The organism is Rhizobium sp. CF142 (genome assembly GCF_000281145.1).
Lineage (GTDB): Bacteria > Pseudomonadota > Alphaproteobacteria > Rhizobiales > Rhizobiaceae > Rhizobium.
In genome coordinates, this window is record NZ_AJWE01000063.1 from 1 (window position 1) to 18,290 (window position 18,290).

The 18,290-nt window shown below is 61.5% G+C and carries 17 protein-coding genes and 2 pseudogenes; 12 read left to right on the plus strand and 7 right to left on the minus strand.

Annotation, left to right across the window (positions count from 1 at the left end):
* Positions 1 to 95: 95 nt before the first annotated feature.
* Together PMI11_RS15325 and PMI11_RS15330 are read right to left on the minus strand one after the other, a co-directional pair.
* On the minus strand, positions 96 to 290 hold the full coding sequence (locus PMI11_RS15325; protein WP_007818517.1) for a hypothetical protein: 195 nt from the start codon (positions 288 to 290) through the stop codon (positions 96 to 98).
* A gap of 428 nt (positions 291 to 718) precedes the next feature.
* Positions 719 to 922, minus strand: a complete 204-nt coding sequence (locus PMI11_RS15330) for a hypothetical protein (RefSeq protein ID WP_007818518.1) — start codon at positions 920 to 922, stop codon at positions 719 to 721.
* 364 nt (positions 923 to 1,286) lie between these two features.
* On the opposite strand from PMI11_RS15330, the gene dusA reads away from it, so the two are divergent.
* From dusA to PMI11_RS15345, 3 genes are all read left to right on the plus strand, one after another.
* Entirely contained in the window at positions 1,287 to 2,324 is a 1,038-nt protein-coding gene (dusA, locus tag PMI11_RS15335; protein WP_007818519.1) for a tRNA dihydrouridine(20/20a) synthase DusA, read from the plus strand.
* 149 nt (positions 2,325 to 2,473) lie between these two features.
* Positions 2,474 to 2,992: a DUF992 domain-containing protein gene (locus tag PMI11_RS15340; RefSeq protein ID WP_007818520.1), complete on the plus strand. Its 519-nt coding sequence runs from the start codon at positions 2,474 to 2,476 to the stop codon at positions 2,990 to 2,992.
* Positions 2,993 to 3,305: 313 nt separating this feature from the next.
* Positions 3,306 to 4,139, plus strand: coding sequence for an SDR family NAD(P)-dependent oxidoreductase (locus PMI11_RS15345; RefSeq protein ID WP_007818521.1), 834 nt, complete (start codon positions 3,306 to 3,308; stop codon positions 4,137 to 4,139).
* A gap of 23 nt (positions 4,140 to 4,162) precedes the next feature.
* On the opposite strand, the gene PMI11_RS15350 is transcribed toward PMI11_RS15345, so the two are convergent.
* Positions 4,163 to 4,702, minus strand: a complete 540-nt coding sequence (locus tag PMI11_RS15350; RefSeq protein ID WP_007818522.1) for a Pycsar system effector family protein — start codon at positions 4,700 to 4,702, stop codon at positions 4,163 to 4,165.
* 178 nt (positions 4,703 to 4,880) lie between these two features.
* Here PMI11_RS15350 and PMI11_RS15355 point away from each other — a divergent pair, with 178 nt between their 5' ends.
* The 4 genes from PMI11_RS15355 to PMI11_RS15370 all read left to right on the plus strand — a co-directional run bounded on the left by PMI11_RS15355 (position 4,881) and on the right by PMI11_RS15370 (position 11,949).
* Positions 4,881 to 8,597: a FecR domain-containing protein gene (locus PMI11_RS15355; protein ID WP_193385610.1), complete on the plus strand. Its 3,717-nt coding sequence runs from the start codon at positions 4,881 to 4,883 to the stop codon at positions 8,595 to 8,597.
* Positions 8,597 to 10,624 (plus strand): adenylate/guanylate cyclase domain-containing protein, encoded by a 2,028-nt coding sequence (locus tag PMI11_RS15360; protein WP_007818524.1) that lies wholly within the window; start codon positions 8,597 to 8,599, stop codon positions 10,622 to 10,624. Before PMI11_RS15355 ends, PMI11_RS15360 begins: the two co-directional genes overlap by 1 nt.
* 91 nt (positions 10,625 to 10,715) lie before the next feature.
* On the plus strand, positions 10,716 to 11,408 hold the full coding sequence (locus PMI11_RS15365; protein ID WP_007818525.1) for a fumarylacetoacetate hydrolase family protein: 693 nt from the start codon (positions 10,716 to 10,718) through the stop codon (positions 11,406 to 11,408).
* Between the two features lie 10 nt (positions 11,409 to 11,418).
* On the plus strand, positions 11,419 to 11,949 hold the full coding sequence (locus PMI11_RS15370) for a gamma carbonic anhydrase family protein (RefSeq protein WP_007818526.1): 531 nt from the start codon (positions 11,419 to 11,421) through the stop codon (positions 11,947 to 11,949).
* A gap of 82 nt (positions 11,950 to 12,031) precedes the next feature.
* Here the strand turns inward: PMI11_RS15370 and PMI11_RS15375 are convergent, their stop codons facing one another.
* The gene (locus tag PMI11_RS15375; protein ID WP_037071452.1) at positions 12,032 to 12,730 is read right to left on the minus strand and encodes a DUF1223 domain-containing protein; all 699 of its coding nucleotides are present in this window, start codon (positions 12,728 to 12,730) and stop codon (positions 12,032 to 12,034) included.
* Positions 12,731 to 12,964: 234 nt separating this feature from the next.
* On the opposite strand from PMI11_RS15375, the gene PMI11_RS15380 reads away from it, so the two are divergent.
* From PMI11_RS15380 to PMI11_RS15395, 5 genes and pseudogenes are all read left to right on the plus strand, one after another.
* Positions 12,965 to 13,825 carry a cytochrome b/b6 domain-containing protein gene (locus PMI11_RS15380; RefSeq protein ID WP_007818528.1) on the plus strand — a complete coding sequence of 287 codons (861 nt, stop codon included), beginning with the start codon at positions 12,965 to 12,967 and terminating at the stop codon, positions 13,823 to 13,825.
* A complete protein-coding gene (locus PMI11_RS15385; protein WP_007818529.1) occupies positions 13,822 to 14,598 on the plus strand; it encodes a molybdopterin-binding protein in 777 nt (258 codons plus the stop codon). The genes PMI11_RS15380 and PMI11_RS15385 overlap by 4 nt, the downstream gene beginning before the upstream one ends.
* Before the next feature lie 60 nt (positions 14,599 to 14,658).
* Positions 14,659 to 14,931, plus strand: a complete 273-nt coding sequence (locus tag PMI11_RS15390; RefSeq protein ID WP_007818530.1) for a hypothetical protein — start codon at positions 14,659 to 14,661, stop codon at positions 14,929 to 14,931.
* Between the two features lie 58 nt (positions 14,932 to 14,989).
* Positions 14,990 to 15,075: pseudogene (locus PMI11_RS38085) on the plus strand (gamma carbonic anhydrase family protein); the annotation flags it as partial.
* A gap of 202 nt (positions 15,076 to 15,277) precedes the next feature.
* On the plus strand, positions 15,278 to 16,048 hold the full coding sequence (locus tag PMI11_RS15395) for an SDR family NAD(P)-dependent oxidoreductase (RefSeq protein WP_007818531.1): 771 nt from the start codon (positions 15,278 to 15,280) through the stop codon (positions 16,046 to 16,048).
* Between the two features lie 81 nt (positions 16,049 to 16,129).
* On the opposite strand, the gene PMI11_RS15400 is transcribed toward PMI11_RS15395, so the two are convergent.
* From PMI11_RS15400 to PMI11_RS37330, 3 genes and pseudogenes are all read right to left on the minus strand, one after another.
* Positions 16,130 to 17,566: a hypothetical protein gene (locus tag PMI11_RS15400; protein ID WP_157179638.1), complete on the minus strand. Its 1,437-nt coding sequence runs from the start codon at positions 17,564 to 17,566 to the stop codon at positions 16,130 to 16,132.
* A gap of 338 nt (positions 17,567 to 17,904) precedes the next feature.
* Positions 17,905 to 18,051 (minus strand): annotated as a pseudogene (locus tag PMI11_RS38505) (ketosteroid isomerase); the annotation flags it as partial.
* 152 nt (positions 18,052 to 18,203) lie between these two features.
* Positions 18,204 to 18,290: SDR family oxidoreductase (locus PMI11_RS37330; protein WP_007818533.1), on the minus strand; the 87-nt coding region annotated here is incomplete at its 5' end.

The following is an 18,290-nucleotide window of genomic DNA, read 5'->3' on the forward strand; positions in this document are numbered from 1 at the left end:
CGCCAGCCGATACTCAATGCGCGGTATCGGCGTTACTTGAAAGCTGTCCTTGCCCAACCGCCTCTGTATGAGCACGAGGACGGCGGTACCCGCCCTCAGCTATTCAGCTTCAGCGCCAGCTGCTGCCCACCGAACACCTTCAGCACATGTTTGTTGATCGGCCGCATCGCCTCGATGCGGCGCTGTTCTTCCCGCCTGCGCGCTTCGTGGCGCTCGCGGTCTGCGCGCAGCTGCGCGGCAAAGGCCATGGCCTTGTCTGCTGCTCCTGAATAACTCGGGCTTGCTGCCATCGAACTCTCCATCAGAACATAGATGAGAACGTTTATTTGTTCTCATTTTGTTCTCATTTTCAGAGAAGTCAAGACGATCGTTTCAGGGCAGTACAAAAGATGGGATTCCGGCGCGGGACGAGCGGTGCCGGTGGGAAGACGGGAAAGCGTCAAGTCTTTGGCGCAGAAAACTATTCTCTCGTCTGGAGCCAGATCATGGCGAAAGACATGAGGCCGCAAAGGGTGGCGATCAGAAGCAGGTTGTCCATCGAAATCCTCCTATATATGGCGAAAACGCGGCAGAAGGGTTTTGGTTCAATTGCCTCTCTAATTCAGGCGATCTTCTCGCCCCTGTTCTCGTTTCGCCTTCCCTTTTTCTCTCAGGCGTTTCAACAAAAAAGGCCCGCAGCATTCCCGCCCGGGCCTCACCTTATTCCGCTGATGCCTGTCTATGCCGCCCTGATCACGGTCATGATGACGATATTTCCAGCTTCGTCTCGGGCGCTGTCCGTCATCGCAATAACCTTGCCGCCAAATTCCGCCTCGGCCTCGGCGAACGCCTCCCGCACTAGGCGAAGCGTTTCCAGATAGGCGCTGTTGTCTCGCCTGGGCATTGCAAGCAATGCCTTGATCCCTGCGCTATCGTCCGTCATGAGGCTGATGCACTCCTTCGCTGCGGCTGCGTGGCGACCATCGATCCGCTTTGCAAGGTCGATTGGATGGATGCGCCTGCGGCCTTCTGGCTTTGCTCGATCCTGACATCAGAATATCAGCATCGTCCTCCGTTGCCTTCCCGGAAAACGGCACCTGGGTCAAGTGCGGGAGACAGCCTCCAGGAAGATGACAGCCGGCACCTTCAAACACCCCATCTCGCTTTATCGCCATGCCTCATGTATAAGCCCTCGTCCCATTGCCGCCCCTGCCCCGGCGTTTCGCCAGCGAGGGCTTGCAGGATCGGGCCTCTGCCACGACATGAGGCCACGGGACCCACGACCAGACGAAAGAAGACTTGAGATCATGACCACGGCAAAGGCGGCTGTTTCAGAAGGCAACCAGCGCTATTTCAAGGCGCCGGTCTTTGCCGTAGCGCCCATGATCGACTGGACGGATCGCCACTGCCGCTATTTCCACCGCCAGATCAGCCGCAACGCTCTGCTCTATACGGAAATGGTCGTCGCCGACGCCATCATCCATGGCCCGCGCGAGCGCCTGCTCTCCTTCGATGGCACCGAACACCCCGTCGCCCTGCAGCTCGGCGGTTCGGATCCGGCCAAGCTTGCCGAGGCCGTGCGCATTGCCGGGCCCTACGGTTATGACGAGATCAATCTCAATGTCGGCTGCCCGTCCGACCGCGTGCAATCCGGCACCTTCGGCGCCTGCCTGATGCTGACGCCTGAAACGGTTGCCGGATGTATCGCCGCCATGAAGAAAGTCGCGAAAGTTCCGGTCACCGTCAAATGCCGCATCGGCGTCGACGAGCAGGAGCCCGAGGAGGCATTGCCGACGCTGATGACCCGCGTGCTCGATGCCGGCGCCGACGCGATCTGGATCCATGCCCGCAAGGCCTGGCTGAAGGGCCTGAGCCCCAAGGAAAACCGCGAGATCCCGCCACTCGACTACGAGATCGTCTATCGCATGAAGGCCCGCTTCCCCGATGTCTTCATCGGCATCAACGGCGGCATCCACACGCTGGATGAGGCGCGGGCCCACCTCGCCCATGTCGACGGCGTCATGCTCGGCCGCGCCGCCTATCAGAATGCCGCCATCCTTTCCGAGGTCGACCAGCGCTTCTACGGCGCTCCGGCCTCAGAGCCCGACTGGGACGATCTGCGCGACCGCATGATGGCCTATGCGGAGCGCCATATCGCCTCAGGCGGCCGCCTGCAGCATATCGCCCGCCACATGGTCGGCCTCTTCACCGGCCTGCCCGGCGCCCGCCGCTACCGCCAGATCCTGTCGACCGATGCCGCAAAACCGAATGCCGGCCCGGAAGTGATCGCCGCAGCCTTTGCCGCGGTCGATTTCTCCGGTTCGACGGAAGCCGTCAGCGCCTGAGCGGCATAGGCATCAATCAGAACCATTGAAGCAAACATCTGCCGAAGGATCGGGCTTGCAGCCCGCTCCGTTTCCTTTCGACATCTGAACGAAGTTGGGTTGAACGCGTTTATAACGGTCCCCCCAAGAGAGTATGGAAGGAAACACTCATGAAGAATCTCCTCATCCTCGCCGCTGCCGCTTCCCTCGGCTTCGTACCCGTGGCCGAGGCCGCAAGCCAGCACAAGCAACCAAAACATGCCGCCCAGCAGGTCGTAAATGAACCCCGGCAACGTCTCGGCACGCTCTCCTGCGAAGTCGCCGGCGGCGTCGGCATGATCGTCGGCTCGAGCAAGGCGATCGACTGCAACTTCAAGCAGAACACCGGCAAGGTCGAGCATTATACAGGCACGATCGGCAAGCTCGGTCTCGATGTCGGTGTCACCGGCAAATCCTATCTCAGCTGGATCGTCGTCAACACCGCGCCCACGCGCGTCGGCGATGGCGCTCTCGCCGGCACCTATGTCGGCGCATCAGCCAGCGCATCCGTTGGCGTCGGCCTCGGGGCAAATGCCCTGGTGGGCGGAAATTCGAAGAACTTCGCATTGCAGCCGCTTAGCGGCGAAACCGGAACTGGCGTGAATCTGGCCGCAGGCGTCTCTCGCCTCCAGCTGAAGGCAACGCGCTAGACCGGACAGGCGGCGGCCAACCGGTCGCCGCCGCTTCACCGCAAAGTCGCTTGCGCGCCATCTGCGAGAAACGATTGACGTTTTCCCGCTACCGGCTGAGCGTGTCGGCATGGTGCTGGCGTTTTGATTAAGCAGGCCGAAATAACGGCAATGGCGGTCCGCCCAGTCGATCATTGGCAAAACAGCTGTTCCTCCTGGCCTTCACAATCGCACGGCGGCGCCGTACTTTGCCAGGTCCCCAGATATACCGCAGCCCAAATGCGCGCTCACCAGCCGCGCCTGAAAACAGCCACTGTATAGGAGGTTAGCCAACATGAAAGATGTCATCGCGTTGGTAACGGGTGCAAGCCGTGGTGTCGGCCGCGGGATTGCGCTTGCCCTGCTCGCCGAGGGAGCCACGGTGCATGTGACCGGCAGGACGCGCTCCGAGGCGAGCCTTGAAGGCAAACGGGCGGGATCGCTGGAAGGGCTTGAGCTCGAGGCTGCGGACCTGCCTGGGCGTGTTGTCATTCATCAGTGCGACCACAGCAACGACGCCGAGACCGAGCGCGTGGCCGAAGAGATCAGGGCCGTCAACAGGCTGGATATTCTGGTGAACAATGCGTGGCCCGGCTATGAAAACATGGTCGAGGATGGCGATTTTACCTGGCCCCGCGCCTTCTGGGAGCAGCCCCTCTGGCGGTGGGATGCGATGATGGGCACCGCACTGCGGGCGGCCTTCCTGACGTCACGTGCGCTGGCACCCGTCATGATCCAGGCGCAGCGCGGCCTGATCGTCAATATTTCCTTCTGGGCAGCGCAATTCTACGATGGCAACGCGATCTACGGCATGGCCAAGGCCGCTGCCGACAAGATGGCTGCAGACTTCGCGCATGATCTGCGTCCACACAATGTCGCCGTCGTCGCACTCTATCCTGGGCTGGTGCGCACCGAAGCCGTCATGCAGAACGCCGAATATTTCGACCTGTCCAATTCCGAGTCACCGCAATTCATCGGCCACGTCATATCAGGACTTTGGCGAGACCCGGCGCTGATGTCGAAATCCGGAAAGGTTCTGGTCGCGGCCGAGCTCGGCCAGGAATACGATATCGCCGACATCAACGGCTATAAGCCTGTTCCCCTCACAGCGGCGGACTTTGCGAAATAGGAGCGACAAGCCGGAACGCGGATTTAAGCCGCCACCAGCAGCAGCACATAAGCCACGACCGTCACCATCAGCCCCCGAAACGCGATCGTCACGAAACGGTATTTGCTGCGGGCGATGTGCGAGAGAATGTCGGCATTTTCCACATACTGGTCGAAGAGATAGCGCTCGTCGCGCTGGATCGCCGCCTCGAAGAAGGTATCGCGATGTCTGGGCCATGCACCCCAGAACATCGATGTCGACTTATCGAGCCGCCGCGGCAGCACCACGAGGATGGCCGACAGAATCGAAAAGACCGAGGCTGCGGCCAGGAGCCCGGAGAAGAGAATGGCCTGCGGCGTGCCCTGCGCATAGCGCGCCCAGGTGAAGACGGCCCTCACTTCGACGGAGCTCACAAGAAAGGCGAGCATAAAAGTAAAGATATAAGCGGCCTTCTGATCCGATATCTTGATCTGATCATAGAATATGTCGTTGATTTTCTTGATATGGTCGAAATATTCCGAGCCAATATCCTCTGTCGACGGAGAGCTGTATGGCAACTCCGCAAAATTTTCAAACTCGCTCAAGGAAGTCCCCACCCCGCAATAGTGTTTCCCTAATAATACACTTGGTCGCGAAAGCAAGAACACGTGTGCAGCCAGCTTGACTTTTACACCGCGCTTGGCCAAAGGGGAAAAAGATGCGGGGGTATCTGAAATGTCGGGGCTGAGGTCTTTTCTGTGCGCAAGTACATCTCTTGCGCTCATGTCAACACTACTTTCATTTCCGGTTGCAGCCGAGCCGCTGCAGCGCCCGACCCCGGTTGCAGGCTCGGTCATCGCCCGCAAGACCGGCGAGGAAGTGCGCTTCGTCGATGTCAGCAACTGGCGCGTCGTCGATCTCAACCAGGACCTGCTGGATGGAGACGTGTTGCGCACCAATGCCACCGGCCAGCTCGCCATCCTCTTTTCCGATCACACGCAGATCCGCCTCGGCCGCAATTCCGCGCTGCAGGTCAAGAAGATGTCTCAGACCGGAGACACGATCCTCAACCTGCAATCCGGCACGATCTGGGCCCGTGCCCAGCGCGGCGGCCAGGGCCTGACGGTCGAGACGCCCGCCGCCGCAGCCGCCATCCGCGGCACGGACTGGACGATGACCGTCGAGGGCGCCAAGACTTCGATGATCGTGCTCGAAGGCCGCGTCTCGCTCACGAACCCGCAGGGCAGCGTCGATGTCAACGAAGGCGAAGGCGCCGTCGCCACCATCGGCCAGGCGCCCCGCAAGCTCGTCATCGTCACGCCCGACGATCGCGAACAGATGCTTTTCTATCTGAACCTGCGCGATGGCTTCGGGCTGATGCCCACCTCGCCGCTGCCGGCTGGCCGCATGGCATCCGAGCGCCGCCGCGTGATGGCGCTGCCACCCGAGCGGCGCACGACGGAAGACTGGCTGACGCTCGCAGAGTTGCAGAGCGCCTTTGACGGACGGCAGGTCGCAGCTGCAACGTTGCAGGCGTTGCGCGGCCGCAAACTGACCGTCGCCCAGCAGGCGCGTGTCGACCTGATCGAGGCGACCATCGCCGGCTCCGAAAAGCGCTATACCGATGCCGCCAGGCTTTTCGAAAAGGCAGCACCCCATCTCGATGCCGATAGACGCAACATGGCGCAATATGGCGGCTATTTCGCCCGTTCGCTGGCCAACCCCGCCCATGTCGAGCAGCCGCCGGCGGCCTCCGTCGGCGTCTATGGCGCCATCATGCAGGCCTATACGGTGGGCTTCCTGAAAAACCCGCGTGCGGCGATCGAGATCATCAGGCAGGCGGAAAAGCGCTATCCCAATGATCCGACCCTGCCGGCGATGCGCGCCCAGCTCGCCCAGCTCATCGACGACCGGGTGCAGATGAAGGAGGCGGCCGACCGCTCGCTGGCGCTCGATCCCGATCATCCGATCGGCCTTGCGGCCCGCGCCGGCTATAAGGCTGCCTATGAGAGCGATATCAACGGCGCGCTCGCAGACCTGAACCGCGCCATCGAACTTGCGCCCGGCGCCTCCGGCTCGCTGAATTCCATGGGCCTGCTACAGGATGCCCGCGATGCCAATGGCGAAGCTGAAAAGGCCTTCCTGAAGGCGATCGAGCTCGATCCGCAGGATCCCGTGCCGCATGCGAATCTCGCGATCCTCTATCTCGACCAGTCTCGCATGAAGGAAGCCAAGCGCGAGATCGATACCGCCCTTGCCGTCGATCCCTCCTTCGATATCGCGCTCCTCGCCCGTGGCCGCTATTACCTGCAAACCGGCGAGCGCGACAAGGCGCTGGAAGACCTGCTCGCCGCCAGCACCGCCAATCCGGCCCATTCGCAATCGCAGCTCATGCTCGCCGCCGCCCATTACGAAAAGGGCGACCGCCTACCCTTCAACCAGGCGCTCGACAATGCCGACCGGCTGGACAAGAACGATCCGGTCATCTCCTCCTTCCGCACCGCCGTCGATATCGACGACTACAATGCCGATGGCGCGATCAGGAATGCCCAGGAATTCCTGCGCCGCTCTCGCGCCCGTGGTGGCGATTACATCGGCCTCGGCGCCAATGAGGATGCCGGCTCGACGCTGAACAACGCCTTCCGCCTGCAGGGCCTGGATGCCTGGGGCCGCTACTATGGTGATGCCGTCTTCAACCCCTTCGAAGGCACGGGTTACACCGACCAGGCGATCAAGGGCAGCATCTTCCCTTACGTCAATGCGACGAGCTTCAGCGATGATAGCGTCAGCCAGTACCGTGCCAACACATCAAGCTTCTCCTCGCTCTTCCAGGGTCTTCTGCTCGATCCGCACATGCTGTCAGGCCGCTCACGCGCGGCCACAATCCTGCGCACGCCCTTCATCGAAGGCTCCGTCGGCGGCGGCATCAACAGCGTCGACGGCCACACCCGCCGCACCGGCGAGGCGGAAATCCAGGGGTTTTCCAACCAAACGATCCCGATCAGCTTTTTCGGCAACCTGACCTGGGAGGAGCTGGCGCTCGACGGCGACTACCGCGATTTCGGCGGGTTCGAGCTGGAAAAGAAACTTCTGACGGGCAACGCCTACCTGACGGCGACGCTGACGCCAGATGACCGAGTCGTCAGCTTCGTCAATCACGCCAAGAGCTACGGCCCCCTGAACGCGTTGACGACCAGCACTGCGCTAACCGACCGCCTGAACGACGAACTCTTCATTCCGCTCGGGATTCCGATCCCGACAGAGGATTTGCCGCTTTACAGAAACCGCTACGACGAAGCCGAAACGACAAATGCCGGCATCGGCTGGAGCCACACTTTCGGCTACAGGAACGTGCTCAACGCCGCGCTCCTCTATTCCGAGAGCAAGGCAAAAATAGCTTATGATCTTACCTTTGACGCCTCCTCCATCACCGGCGCTCCGCCGCCCGATCTGTTTCCGTTCGCAGAAGCAAACCAGGAAACGTCATCCAAGACCTATATTGCCGCAATCAGCCACAGCATCGGCGACGATACGCTGACATGGCGATATGGCATTGAGGGCGGCTGGATCGATGCCAGGAACGAAAGCTTCTTCCATCTCGACACCCTCGTGCCGGGGTTTGTCGATGAAGTGACTGTTGGCCCCGATGAAGCGAGCAACCGCGTCAATATCGGCCGCGCCTATGTCGATGTCCTGCACGAGATCACGCCGGATCTGAAGGGCGAATATGCGCTTTTCGGCACACGGCTCGAAGGCGATGGCGTCGATGTCAGCCGGCTGGAGCCGCGCTTCGGCCTTGCCTGGACGCCGGTCCAAAACCACTGGCTGCGCGCAGCCTTCATGCGCCAGAGCCTAGATATCGGCGTTCCGACACTGGCGCCGGTCGGTATCCTCGGCCTGCAGGCCAATCAATATTCGGTTGGCTTTGACGGTTATGCCGATACGGTGGCGCTGGAGTGGGATGCCGAATGGACCGACAAGTTCTTTACCTCGGTCGAATACCAGCATCAGGAACTGCATGATTTCTCGATCGACCTGCCGTTGATCGCGCTTCCGGCGGTCGACAGCCTGCCGCTGTCGCGCGGCAGCATCGATCGTGCCGCCGTCACCGCCAACCTCGCGCTCGGCAACGGCTTCGGCCTTTCCGCCACCTATGCCTACATGGATTCCGAGAACAAGGACCCGTTGGAGCCGAACTTCGGCGGCAACCTGCCCTATATTCCGACGAATTCCGGCCAGATCGCACTCACTTGGGTCAACGAGGCCAAGGTCAAGGCCACCGTCGCCGCCAACTATATCGGCGAGCGCGATGGCGACGATCTCGGCACCAAGCTCGACGATTACTGGAGCCTTGACGCGCATCTGATCTGGGAGCCCTTCGAGAAGCGCATCGCGCTCGAAGCCGCCGCCTATAACCTCCTCAACGAGGATTTCGAGGTGACGCCGGGCGTGCCTGGCTGGGGCCGCGCCTTCAAGGGCAGCCTGAAGATCCGCTTCTGATGATGGCGCGCCCGGCCGCCCTGCAACGGCTTCAGGCAGAGCGGCCGATCGAGACGCGCCGCCCGTCGCAGCGCCCGCCCGGCTGGCCCTTCTCGAGCCGCGGCATCCGCCTTCTCGTGCTGGCACTGGTCACGCTGATCACGATTTCGTTGATCTCCCGCCTGCCCGCCTGGACACTGACGGAGCTGCGCACCTTCGATTATCTCTCGACGATCGACGATCCGACGCCGCTGACCGATGGCCCGATCATCGTGGCGATCGACGAACCGGCGCTTGCCGATATCAACGCCCAATGGCCCTGGCCGCGCAGCCTGCATGCCGAGCTGGTCAAACAGCTGCGCGCCGCCGGCGCAAGAGCCATCGCGCTCGATATCATCATGGCCGAGCCTTCGACGGCTGAAAACGATCAGGCCATCACCGCTGCCGTCGGCCCCGATGTGGTGCTTGCCGGCGATGAAACGCTGATCAAGACGCCCCAGGCCGACCAGCTGCTGCGCACCACGCCGCTGCCACAGATGACGGATGCCGGCGCGCGCACCGGCATTGCCTCCATCACCCTGAATGGCGACGGCATCTTCCGCAATATTCCATCCTATGAGGATGGCTTTGCCATGGAGCTTGCCAAGGCTGCGGGCATCAAGGCGCTGCATTTGCCGGCAGGCTCTCTCATCCAGTCCTTCGGCCCGGCCCGCTCCTATCCCACCGTTTCCTATTATCAGGCGCTCGACCCGAAGAATTTCCTGCCGCCCGATATCTTCAAGGGTCGCGTCGTCTTGGTCGGCCTCAGCCTGCAGAACGCCCCCGAGATCGATCAGGGCGGCGCCGATGCCTATGCTACGCCCTATACCGTCCACACCGGCAAGCTGATCTCCGGCGTCGAGGTGCAGGCCACCATCTACGACAATATCGTCCATGGCCTGGCGATCACGGAAGCCGGCCTGCTGCCGGTCGCTATCTGCATCCTCATATCAGTCATTCTGGCTGCGATAACGGTCTGGAAGGCCACGAGCTGGCGCACGCTGGTCGCCACCGCCGCCGCCGTCCTTGCCTTCGCCGCGGCAAGCTATGCCGGCATTCGCTTCACCCATGTCTTCGTCTCACCGCTCGGGCCGACCGTCGCCTTCGTGGCCGTCGCCTTCGGTCAGGCGGCCTTCGATTATACCGAGGAGCGCCGCCAGAAGCGTCAGATCACGCTGGCCTTCGCCCAATATATCTCGCCCGATCTCGTCAAGCGCCTGTCGAACGATCCCTCGCAGCTGAAGCTCGGTGGCGAGCGGCGCACGCTCTCAGTCCTGTTTTCAGATGTGCGCGGCTTCACCACCATTGCCGAAACGATGAAGGACGATCCCGAGCAGCTGACGACGCTGATCAACCGGCTGCTGACGCCGCTCTCGGATGTCGTCATGGATCACGGCGGCACGATCGACAAATATATGGGCGATTGCATCATGGCCTTCTGGAATGCGCCGCTCGACGACCCCGACCATGCGCTGCATGCGGTCAAAGCCTCGATCGCCATGCAGGATGCGATCGGCACGCTGAACCGCGAACTGGAGCGCGAGGCCGCCGCCACCGGCCGGCCGCTGCATGTGCTGAAAATGGGTGTCGGCATCAATACCGGCGAATGCATCGTCGGCAATATGGGCTCCACCCGCCGCTTCGACTATTCCTGCCTCGGCGACAGCGTCAATCTCGCCTCCCGCCTCGAAGGTGCTTCGAAGAATTATGGCGTCGCCCTGCTGCTCGGCGAAGAAACCGCCCGCCTCGTCAGCGAGCGTTACACCGTGGTCGAGCTAGACCGCATCATCGTCAAGGGCCGCACCGTCCCCTCGCCCGTCTTCACCGTGCTCTACGGCTCCCACCGCGCGGCGCTCCCCGATCATAACGCCTTCCTCGAAGCCAAATATGCGGGCCGGCTCACCGTCTCCGACCCGGCCTTCGAAACCCTGCCGAAGGCCATTCCGGAGCTTTCAGCCTATTACGCATTGATGCGCAGCAACCTCGCGCAGGACGACGCGGCCCCGTAACGCAATTCCAGCAAAAGTGTGGAGCGGTTTTGCACGACATGCTTTACGATATCTCCAGACTCGCCAGATCAATCAGCCAAGAAGTCCCGCCATGTCCATTTCCGCCACCGTCATCCCGCTGCCGCAACCGGTTCTCCTGCCCGTCGAAGGCAGCGCCGAGGCCTTCCCGGTCCGCCGCGTCTATTGCGTCGGCCGCAATTATGCCGACCACGCCATCGAAATGGGCCATGACCCGAACCGTGAGCCGCCCTTCTTCTTCCAGAAGAACGCTGATAACCTGTTTTCCGGCAAGGACTTCCCCTATCCGCCGCTGTCGAACGATGTGCATTTCGAGGTCGAATGCGTGCTGGCCTTGAAGGCCGGCGGCGCCGATATTTCCGCCGAAAAGGCGCTCGACTGCATCTATGGCTACGGCGTCGGCATCGATTTCACCCGCCGCGACCTGCAGGCCGAAGCCAAGAAGCTCGGCCGCCCCTGGGAGCTCGCCAAGGCCTTCGAACATTCCGCCCCGGTCTCGCCCCTCGTCCCGGCCAGCCGCCTCGGCCATCCCACCAGTGGCCGCGTCTGGCTGGAGGTAAATGGCGTCAAAAAGCAGGATGGCGACTTAAACCAGATGATCTGGAAAGTCCCGGAAATCATTGCAGAGCTTTCGAAACTCTTCGTTCTCGCCCCCGGCGATGTCATCATGACCGGCACGCCGGCCGGAGTGGCCGCCATCAGCAGGGGCGACAGCATTTCCTGCGGCGTCGATGGCATCGCGACGCTCTCGCTGAAAGTGGTCTGAGGAGGAAGACATGGCACTCTATGCGCTCGGAGGTGCAAGACCGAAACTGCCACCCCACGGCACCTTCTGGATCGCCCCCGACGCGCATGTGATCGGCCATGTCGAACTTGCCGAAGAAGTCGGCATCTGGTTCGGCGCGGTGCTGCGCGGCGACAACGAACCCATCGTCATCGGCAAGGCCACCAACCTGCAGGAAGGCGTCATGGTCCACACCGACCCCGGCTTCCCCGTCGATATCGGCGAAATGTGCACCATCGGCCACCACGCCATCATCCACGGCTGCACGATCGGCAACAACACCCTCATCGGCATGGGCGCCACCATCCTCAACGGCGCAAAGATCGGCAACAATTGCCTCGTCGGCGCCAATGCGCTCATCACCGAAGGCAAGGAATTCCCCGACAATTCCCTGATCGTCGGCTCGCCCGCCAAGGCGATCCGCACCCTGGATGATGAGGCAGTCGCAAAAATCACCCAGTCCGCGAAGAAATATGTCGGCAACTGGCAGCGCTTTGCGCGAGATCTCGAGCGGATCGATTGAAAATCGACAGCGGCGGATCGACCAAAATCGACCGTCGGCGGATCGCAGGCGACCGTGGGAGGATCAGGCAGCGAGGCGGTTTTCAGTCGGTTGTTGCGGCGAGGATTCTGCCGCCTTTCGGCTCCTGGACGATGATGGCGCTCTTGAGGTCGCCGGCTGCAGCCGGGATCGGCAGCTGCAATATCTTGCCGTCCCAGGTGCCGAGACGCGTCAGCTCGTGCACGACATGGGCGTGCGGCAATGTCTCGCCGGCATTCTCGCCTCTGGCGACCGGAACCTGCACTGTGCCCGGAGCATAGCGGACGAGCCACACGTCGGCGGCGGCGGTCCGGCCCTTCCCAGCGTCGATGACAGCCGCGTTCCGGGAGAGCGAGATTCCGGGGCCGGACAGTGCGGGCTCGGACGCGATCACGCGCCGGATCTCGTTGAGATCATAGCCGACGGTCGACTGATGGCCGTTGACGACCATCTGCGGCGTGAAAGGGCCGGATTGACCAAGTGCAGGCTCATAGGTCACCTGCCGGTCGGTGAATTCCCTCTTCCCGAAAATGTCCTTCCATCCGAGATAGTCCCAATAAGTCACCGAGAAGCTCAGGGCGAGCACATCAGGATCGTTGCTGAGCTTGACGAGGTTGGCATTGGCGGGAGGGCATGAAGAACAGCCCTGGCTGGTGAACAGTTCGACGACCGCAGGCGATTGCCCGGCGCAGGCCTGAGCGGTGGAACCCAGGCCGAAGACTGCTGCGATGATCGCAAGATTGAACGCGGCTGAATGTTTCATGGCGGTGCTCCTGATGATCTGCATCTCGTTCTCCTTCGCGGGTGGAACGCCATTCGTTACAGCTTCACGCATTTGTGACGGCCTCGGGCGGATGTCCGGAAAGCCGCGCCATCAGCCTTTCCCGGCGGCAGGCTCCCGGCTGCAAAGAAAAAACTTCGGGACGCCTGTAACTAATCCCGCTTCGCCTACGTACATGCTGTAGGAACGCGACGGTACCGGACATCGAAAACGATCATGGCGACACTCGACGATCACAGCCAGGCCACTCCAACAGGCCCGATGACGACAGTCATCCGCCGGCACTCGCTGGCGACCCGCGTGACACACTGGATCAACGTTCTCTGTCTCAGCCTGCTTTTGATGAGCGGGCTGCAGATATTCAATGCCCACCCGGCGCTTTACTGGGGCCAGTACGGTGCGGATGCAGACCCGTCCTGGCTGTCGATCAGCGCCGTCGATGAGGATGACGGCACGCGCGGCGTGCTTCGCATCGGCGATCTGCAGATCACGACAACGGGCATTCTCGGCGTTTCAGGAACGGGTGATGACGCGACCGAGCGTGGCTTCCCTTCCTGGATCACCATTCCGAGCTACCAGGATCTCGCAACCGGCCGCCGCTGGCATCTGTTCTTTGCCTGGCTCTTCGTGATCAACGGAACGATCTATGCGCTCATCGGCTTTCTGTCAGGCCATTTCCGCCGCGATCTGGCGCCGAGCGGCGAAGAGATCTCGCCGCACCATCTGGGGCAGGAGATCGCCGACCACGCCCGCCTGCGCTTCCCCAAGGGTGAAAAGGCAAGGCGTTACAATGTGCTGCAGAAGCTCGCCTACCTGATCGTCATCTTCATCCTGCTGCCGCTGATGTTTGCAACGGGCTTGACCATGTCACCCGGCATGGATGCCGGCTATCCCTTCTTGCTCGACCTCTTCGGCGGCAGGCAATCGGCCCGGTCGATCCACTTCATCTGCGCCTGGTCGATCGTCCTCTTCGTTTTCGTGCATATCGCCATGGTGATCCTGTCCGGCCTCTGGAACAACATGCGCTCGATGATAACGGGCCGCTACGTGATCGAAACCGAAAGGGACGATCGATGACCTTCTCCATCACACGCCGCGGCCTGCTGATCGGCTCGGCTGCCGGCCTCGGCGCTTTCGGCCTCACCGGCTGCGACGATGTCGTCCAGAACTCCAATGTCCAGTCCGTTCTCGACATGGCCGAGACGCTGACGATGAAAAGCCAGCGGCTCCTCGTTCCCAAGGACAAGCTGGCGCGGGAATATTCCGAGGCCGATATCTCGCCGACATTCCGGCCGAACGGCACGAGCCAGCCAGACAGCGAAGCCTATGCGCAGATGATGGAAACCGGCTTCGCCGACTGGCGACTGAAGATCGACGGGCTGGTAGAGCGTCCCGTCGAGCTTTCGCTCGCAGATCTGAAGAAGCTGCCCTCACGCACCCAGATCACCCGCCACGACTGCGTCGAGGGCTGGAGCGCCATCGGCAAGTGGACGGGCGCGCCCCTCGGACCGCTCCTGCGGAGCGTTGGGCTGAAGCCTGAGGCCCGCTATGCCGTCTTCTACTGCGCAGACCAGCTCGAACAGACGCTGGACGGCAGCGGAACCTATTACGAAAGCATCGATCTCATCGACGCCTTCCACCCGCAGACCATCCTCGCCTACCAGATGAACGGCAAGGATCTTGAGGTCGCCCACGGCGCCCCGCTTCGTCTGCGCGTCGAGCGCCACCTTGGCTACAAGCATGCCAAATACCTGATGCGGATCGAGATCAGGGACAGCTTCGCCAGCCTGTGGGGTGGCAAGGGCGGCTTCTGGGAAGACCGGGGCTACGAGTGGTACGCCGGAATCTAGGCACTCGCGCCTTCCAACAGTTTTGCAAAGGGCAATGGCGCCCACAAGGAGGAGAAGGTCATGTTGAAAGGCACAGTAGCAGCAATCGTTCTGGCAGCGGCTTCCGCGCTGCCCGTCTTTGCACAGGACGCGATGATGTCGGCGAAATGCGACAAGGCTTCGATGATGAAAATGGAGGCCAACATGGATGCCATGAAGGATCCTGCCATGAAGACAAAGAAGGAAATGGCGTCCAAGGAAATGATGATGGCCAAGGATTCCATGAAGGCCAACAAGATGGAAGAATGCAAGATGCACATGGAAAAAGCCATGAAAAGCATGAGCAACATGTGAAGCGTGTCAGAGCGACGCGGGCTGCCCGTGCCGGCAGGGGAATGAACGCCGCTGCACGATCGGCAACAACTGCCTCGTCGGCGCCAACGCGCTCGTCACGGAGGAGAGGAATTCCCCGGCAACTCCCTGATCGCCGGCTCACCCGGCCATGCCATCATACGCTGGAGAACGGGGTGACGGCTAATGTCGGATATGGGGCAAGGCAGCCTGATGCGTGGGCGCACTCCGTCGGGTGAGCAACGCTCGGGCTGCCCGAGCCGCCGGGAAGCTCCTCAGTATGCGCAGAACATCTGGCATCCACACGCCGACGCTGGCATAAATGAGCTTCATCGAGGGAGGCATCATGATGCAGAAGAACGCGCCGGACTTCAGTCTTGCAGGCAAGGTGACTTTGGTGACGGGAGCGAGCCGTGGCATCGGTCGGGCTTGCGCGCTTGCCTGTGCCGCAGCAGGCTCCGATATTGTTTTGGGGGTCCGTGATGTCGCAGCCTCGGCGGGCCTGATTGCCGAACTCGAGGGCACGGGCCGAAAAGTTCTCCCGGTTGAACTGGATATTCCCAACAAGGCCCATATCGCACAGACCGTCGACGCGGCTCTGGCTACATTCGGTCGGATCGACATCCTCGTCAACAACGTCGGTGTGGCTCCGGGCAATCTCGCGGAACTCGTCGAGGAGAAGGACCTTGACGAAATACTCGATGTCAACATCAAGGGCACCTTTCTGATGACCCAGGCAGTCGGCCGTCACATGATCAGGCGCAATGGGGGCCGGATCATCAACATCAGTTCGCAGGCCGGCACCGTGGCACTGCGTGGCGAGGCCATCTATTGCATGAGCAAGGCGGCGATCAATCACCTCACGCGCTGCCTCGCAGCCGAATGGGCACGCTACGATATCACCGTAAATACCGTATCGCCGACCTTCATTCATACCGACGGTACAGCACCTTTTCTATCCGATGCCGACAATCGCAAAGCGACCCTCGGTCACATTCCGCTCGGTCGGATCGGTGAAACCGATGATGTGGTGGGTGCCGTAGTCTTCCTTGCATCACCGGCTGCGAGCCTGATCACCGGCGCGAACCTGCTGGTGGACGGTGGATGGTCCGTCGCGTGAGGCCGAGACGGCTCCTGCAGCAAAAGTCTTATGCAAACGAGAGCAACTGCTCGTTCTGCCTCCCCTCCTGGGTTTGGCGATCTATCGCTGCAGTTTTGGGCGCACGGTGATTTCCACACCGGCCGCATTCGTCACGCTCGCTTGCGCGGTCACCCGATCGAGAAAGTCCTGGCGGAAAGGCGGGGGATCGCCTGGATTGACGAACAGCTTGCCGAAATTGACCGCGATATGCTTTCGGTCGATTTCCCCTACGATCCGCTTGCACTGCTTGATATCAGCCTCATAGGCGGCATCCATGACCAGCTCGACCGCCATGACGCTGAGGTCTTCGGTCTGGTCGTAGCCGCGGCGAGCCCAGTCCTCCACCGTCGGCGATGCGCCCGGCGGCGTCAGCGGCGGGTCGCCCACGAAGGCGAAGACGGCGCGCACCTTGCCGAAGTAAACACCGTTGCCATCCTCGTTCCACATCTCCAGGACAGAGCCGGCAGTACGGTACTTCAGCGTTCCGTTGCCGCCGGTATAGAAGATCGCAAGCTGGTCCTGCGGCGGACCGACATAGGCGTCCACCGGCTCGAACATGACAGTGACGCTGCCGTCGCCGTCCTTGAGTAATTGGCCGTCGATAAACCAACGCACCTCCGAGATCGGTCCGCCCTTCAGCAGGTGAAGGTCGTAGCGTATCGTCGTCTTCAGTCGATAGGCCAGCGCGCTATACTCTTTCTCGGGAAACCAGCAGACCCGCATCTTGACCGGAACTTGGCGATCGAGGCGCGGCACGACATCAGTCACTGCCGGACCCAGCCTTGCTAGATTGACAGGCGTGGAGGACGCGTGGCCCTTTGCGAGATAGTCGGCCTCGTCGTCGGTAAACGTCAGTGAGAAGTCACGCGCCGCCGCACTCAATTCGTTTCCGAGGAAGACCACCGCATCGATGCCGAGCAGCTCGTCGGGATCGATGATCTCGTCCAGCCCGGCGGCATCGGACAGTGCATCGCGCAGCGGGCCGGAGATTGCGTCCTTCACCGACTTGGTGATCGCCTTGACCGCGTTCTTGCGTGCGGCGGCGTCGCCCAGCCGGTCGAGCCGCGTCTGGATCCCGTCTATCGGGGCCACCACCATGCCGTTCGCGTCGCGCGACAATTCGCTGTCGTACCCGCCGTTGATCAGCTTCGTCAGCTCGGCCGACAGCGCGGGTCCGAACACCTGGTTGAACTTCTTGTGCCCCGCCTCCGATGTGCTGGGCGAAAATGCGTCCTGATCCCAAAGCAAGGCGACCATTCCGGCCAGGCCGGGAAACCAGCCGCCTATCTCCAGCAGGGCCGGCCGAAGACGGAATGACCGCGTCCCCAGCGCCGCCGGAATCGGCAGCGTCGCCGGCGCGTTCACATCACCGGTGCCAAGCAGCCATGGGCTCGCCGGAGCGCCCTCGAATGTCTTTACCCCTATCGAAGGCAATATGCTGCCGGCCGGCGGCGCACCGATCGTATCCGCATCGGCCTTGAAACCCAGGATCCACATGTAAGGCTCGTCACCGCAGGAATCCTCGGTGGTGCGTACCTCCAGCTGAAAAAGCGCGAAGGTGACATCGATTTCCGTCGGTCGCATAGCAAAGACCTTTCCCAGACATGCCCTGCAGCTTGGGTTGACTCATCGGATGCTTTGGAATGGACGAATGCAAATAAATGCTGAACGCATAAATAGCACGAACCGTCGATCAATTCTAGAAAAAGGTGCAGACTTCTCTGGCAACGACCACGGCTGCCCCGGTATCGGCACCCTCCCCGAAAACATCCAGATTGTATGGTCCCTGGCAGCACTTTCCTCCGCAACTTGACGCGGCTGCCACCATTCACGACCTAGCTTGCATCCCCGATATCAAAGCGAACGATCCTGTCGCCCTCCATACGGAAGATGTGCGTCACAATCTTGTCCTTCAGGCCATGACTTTGCCCCTCCAGCGGCCGGCCATTCAGATCGAATACCTTCAGGATCACCTCGACTGACTGCCGACTACCGGATCAGTTTGCGCCGGGGGGATCGACCATTGCCGATAAAGCGAGCGGCGAACTACGGCATGCATCTCCTCTGCCAGCGCCTTTGAAGGATGCGGAAAAGGCTGGCATCGGCCAGCCTCTTCCTGCCACTGCCAGCGCCCTCAGGTGTTCAAGCCGCCATCCACATTGAGGATGGCGCCTGTGATGTTCCTTGCGGCGGGACTTGCGAGGAAGGCAACGGCAGCCGC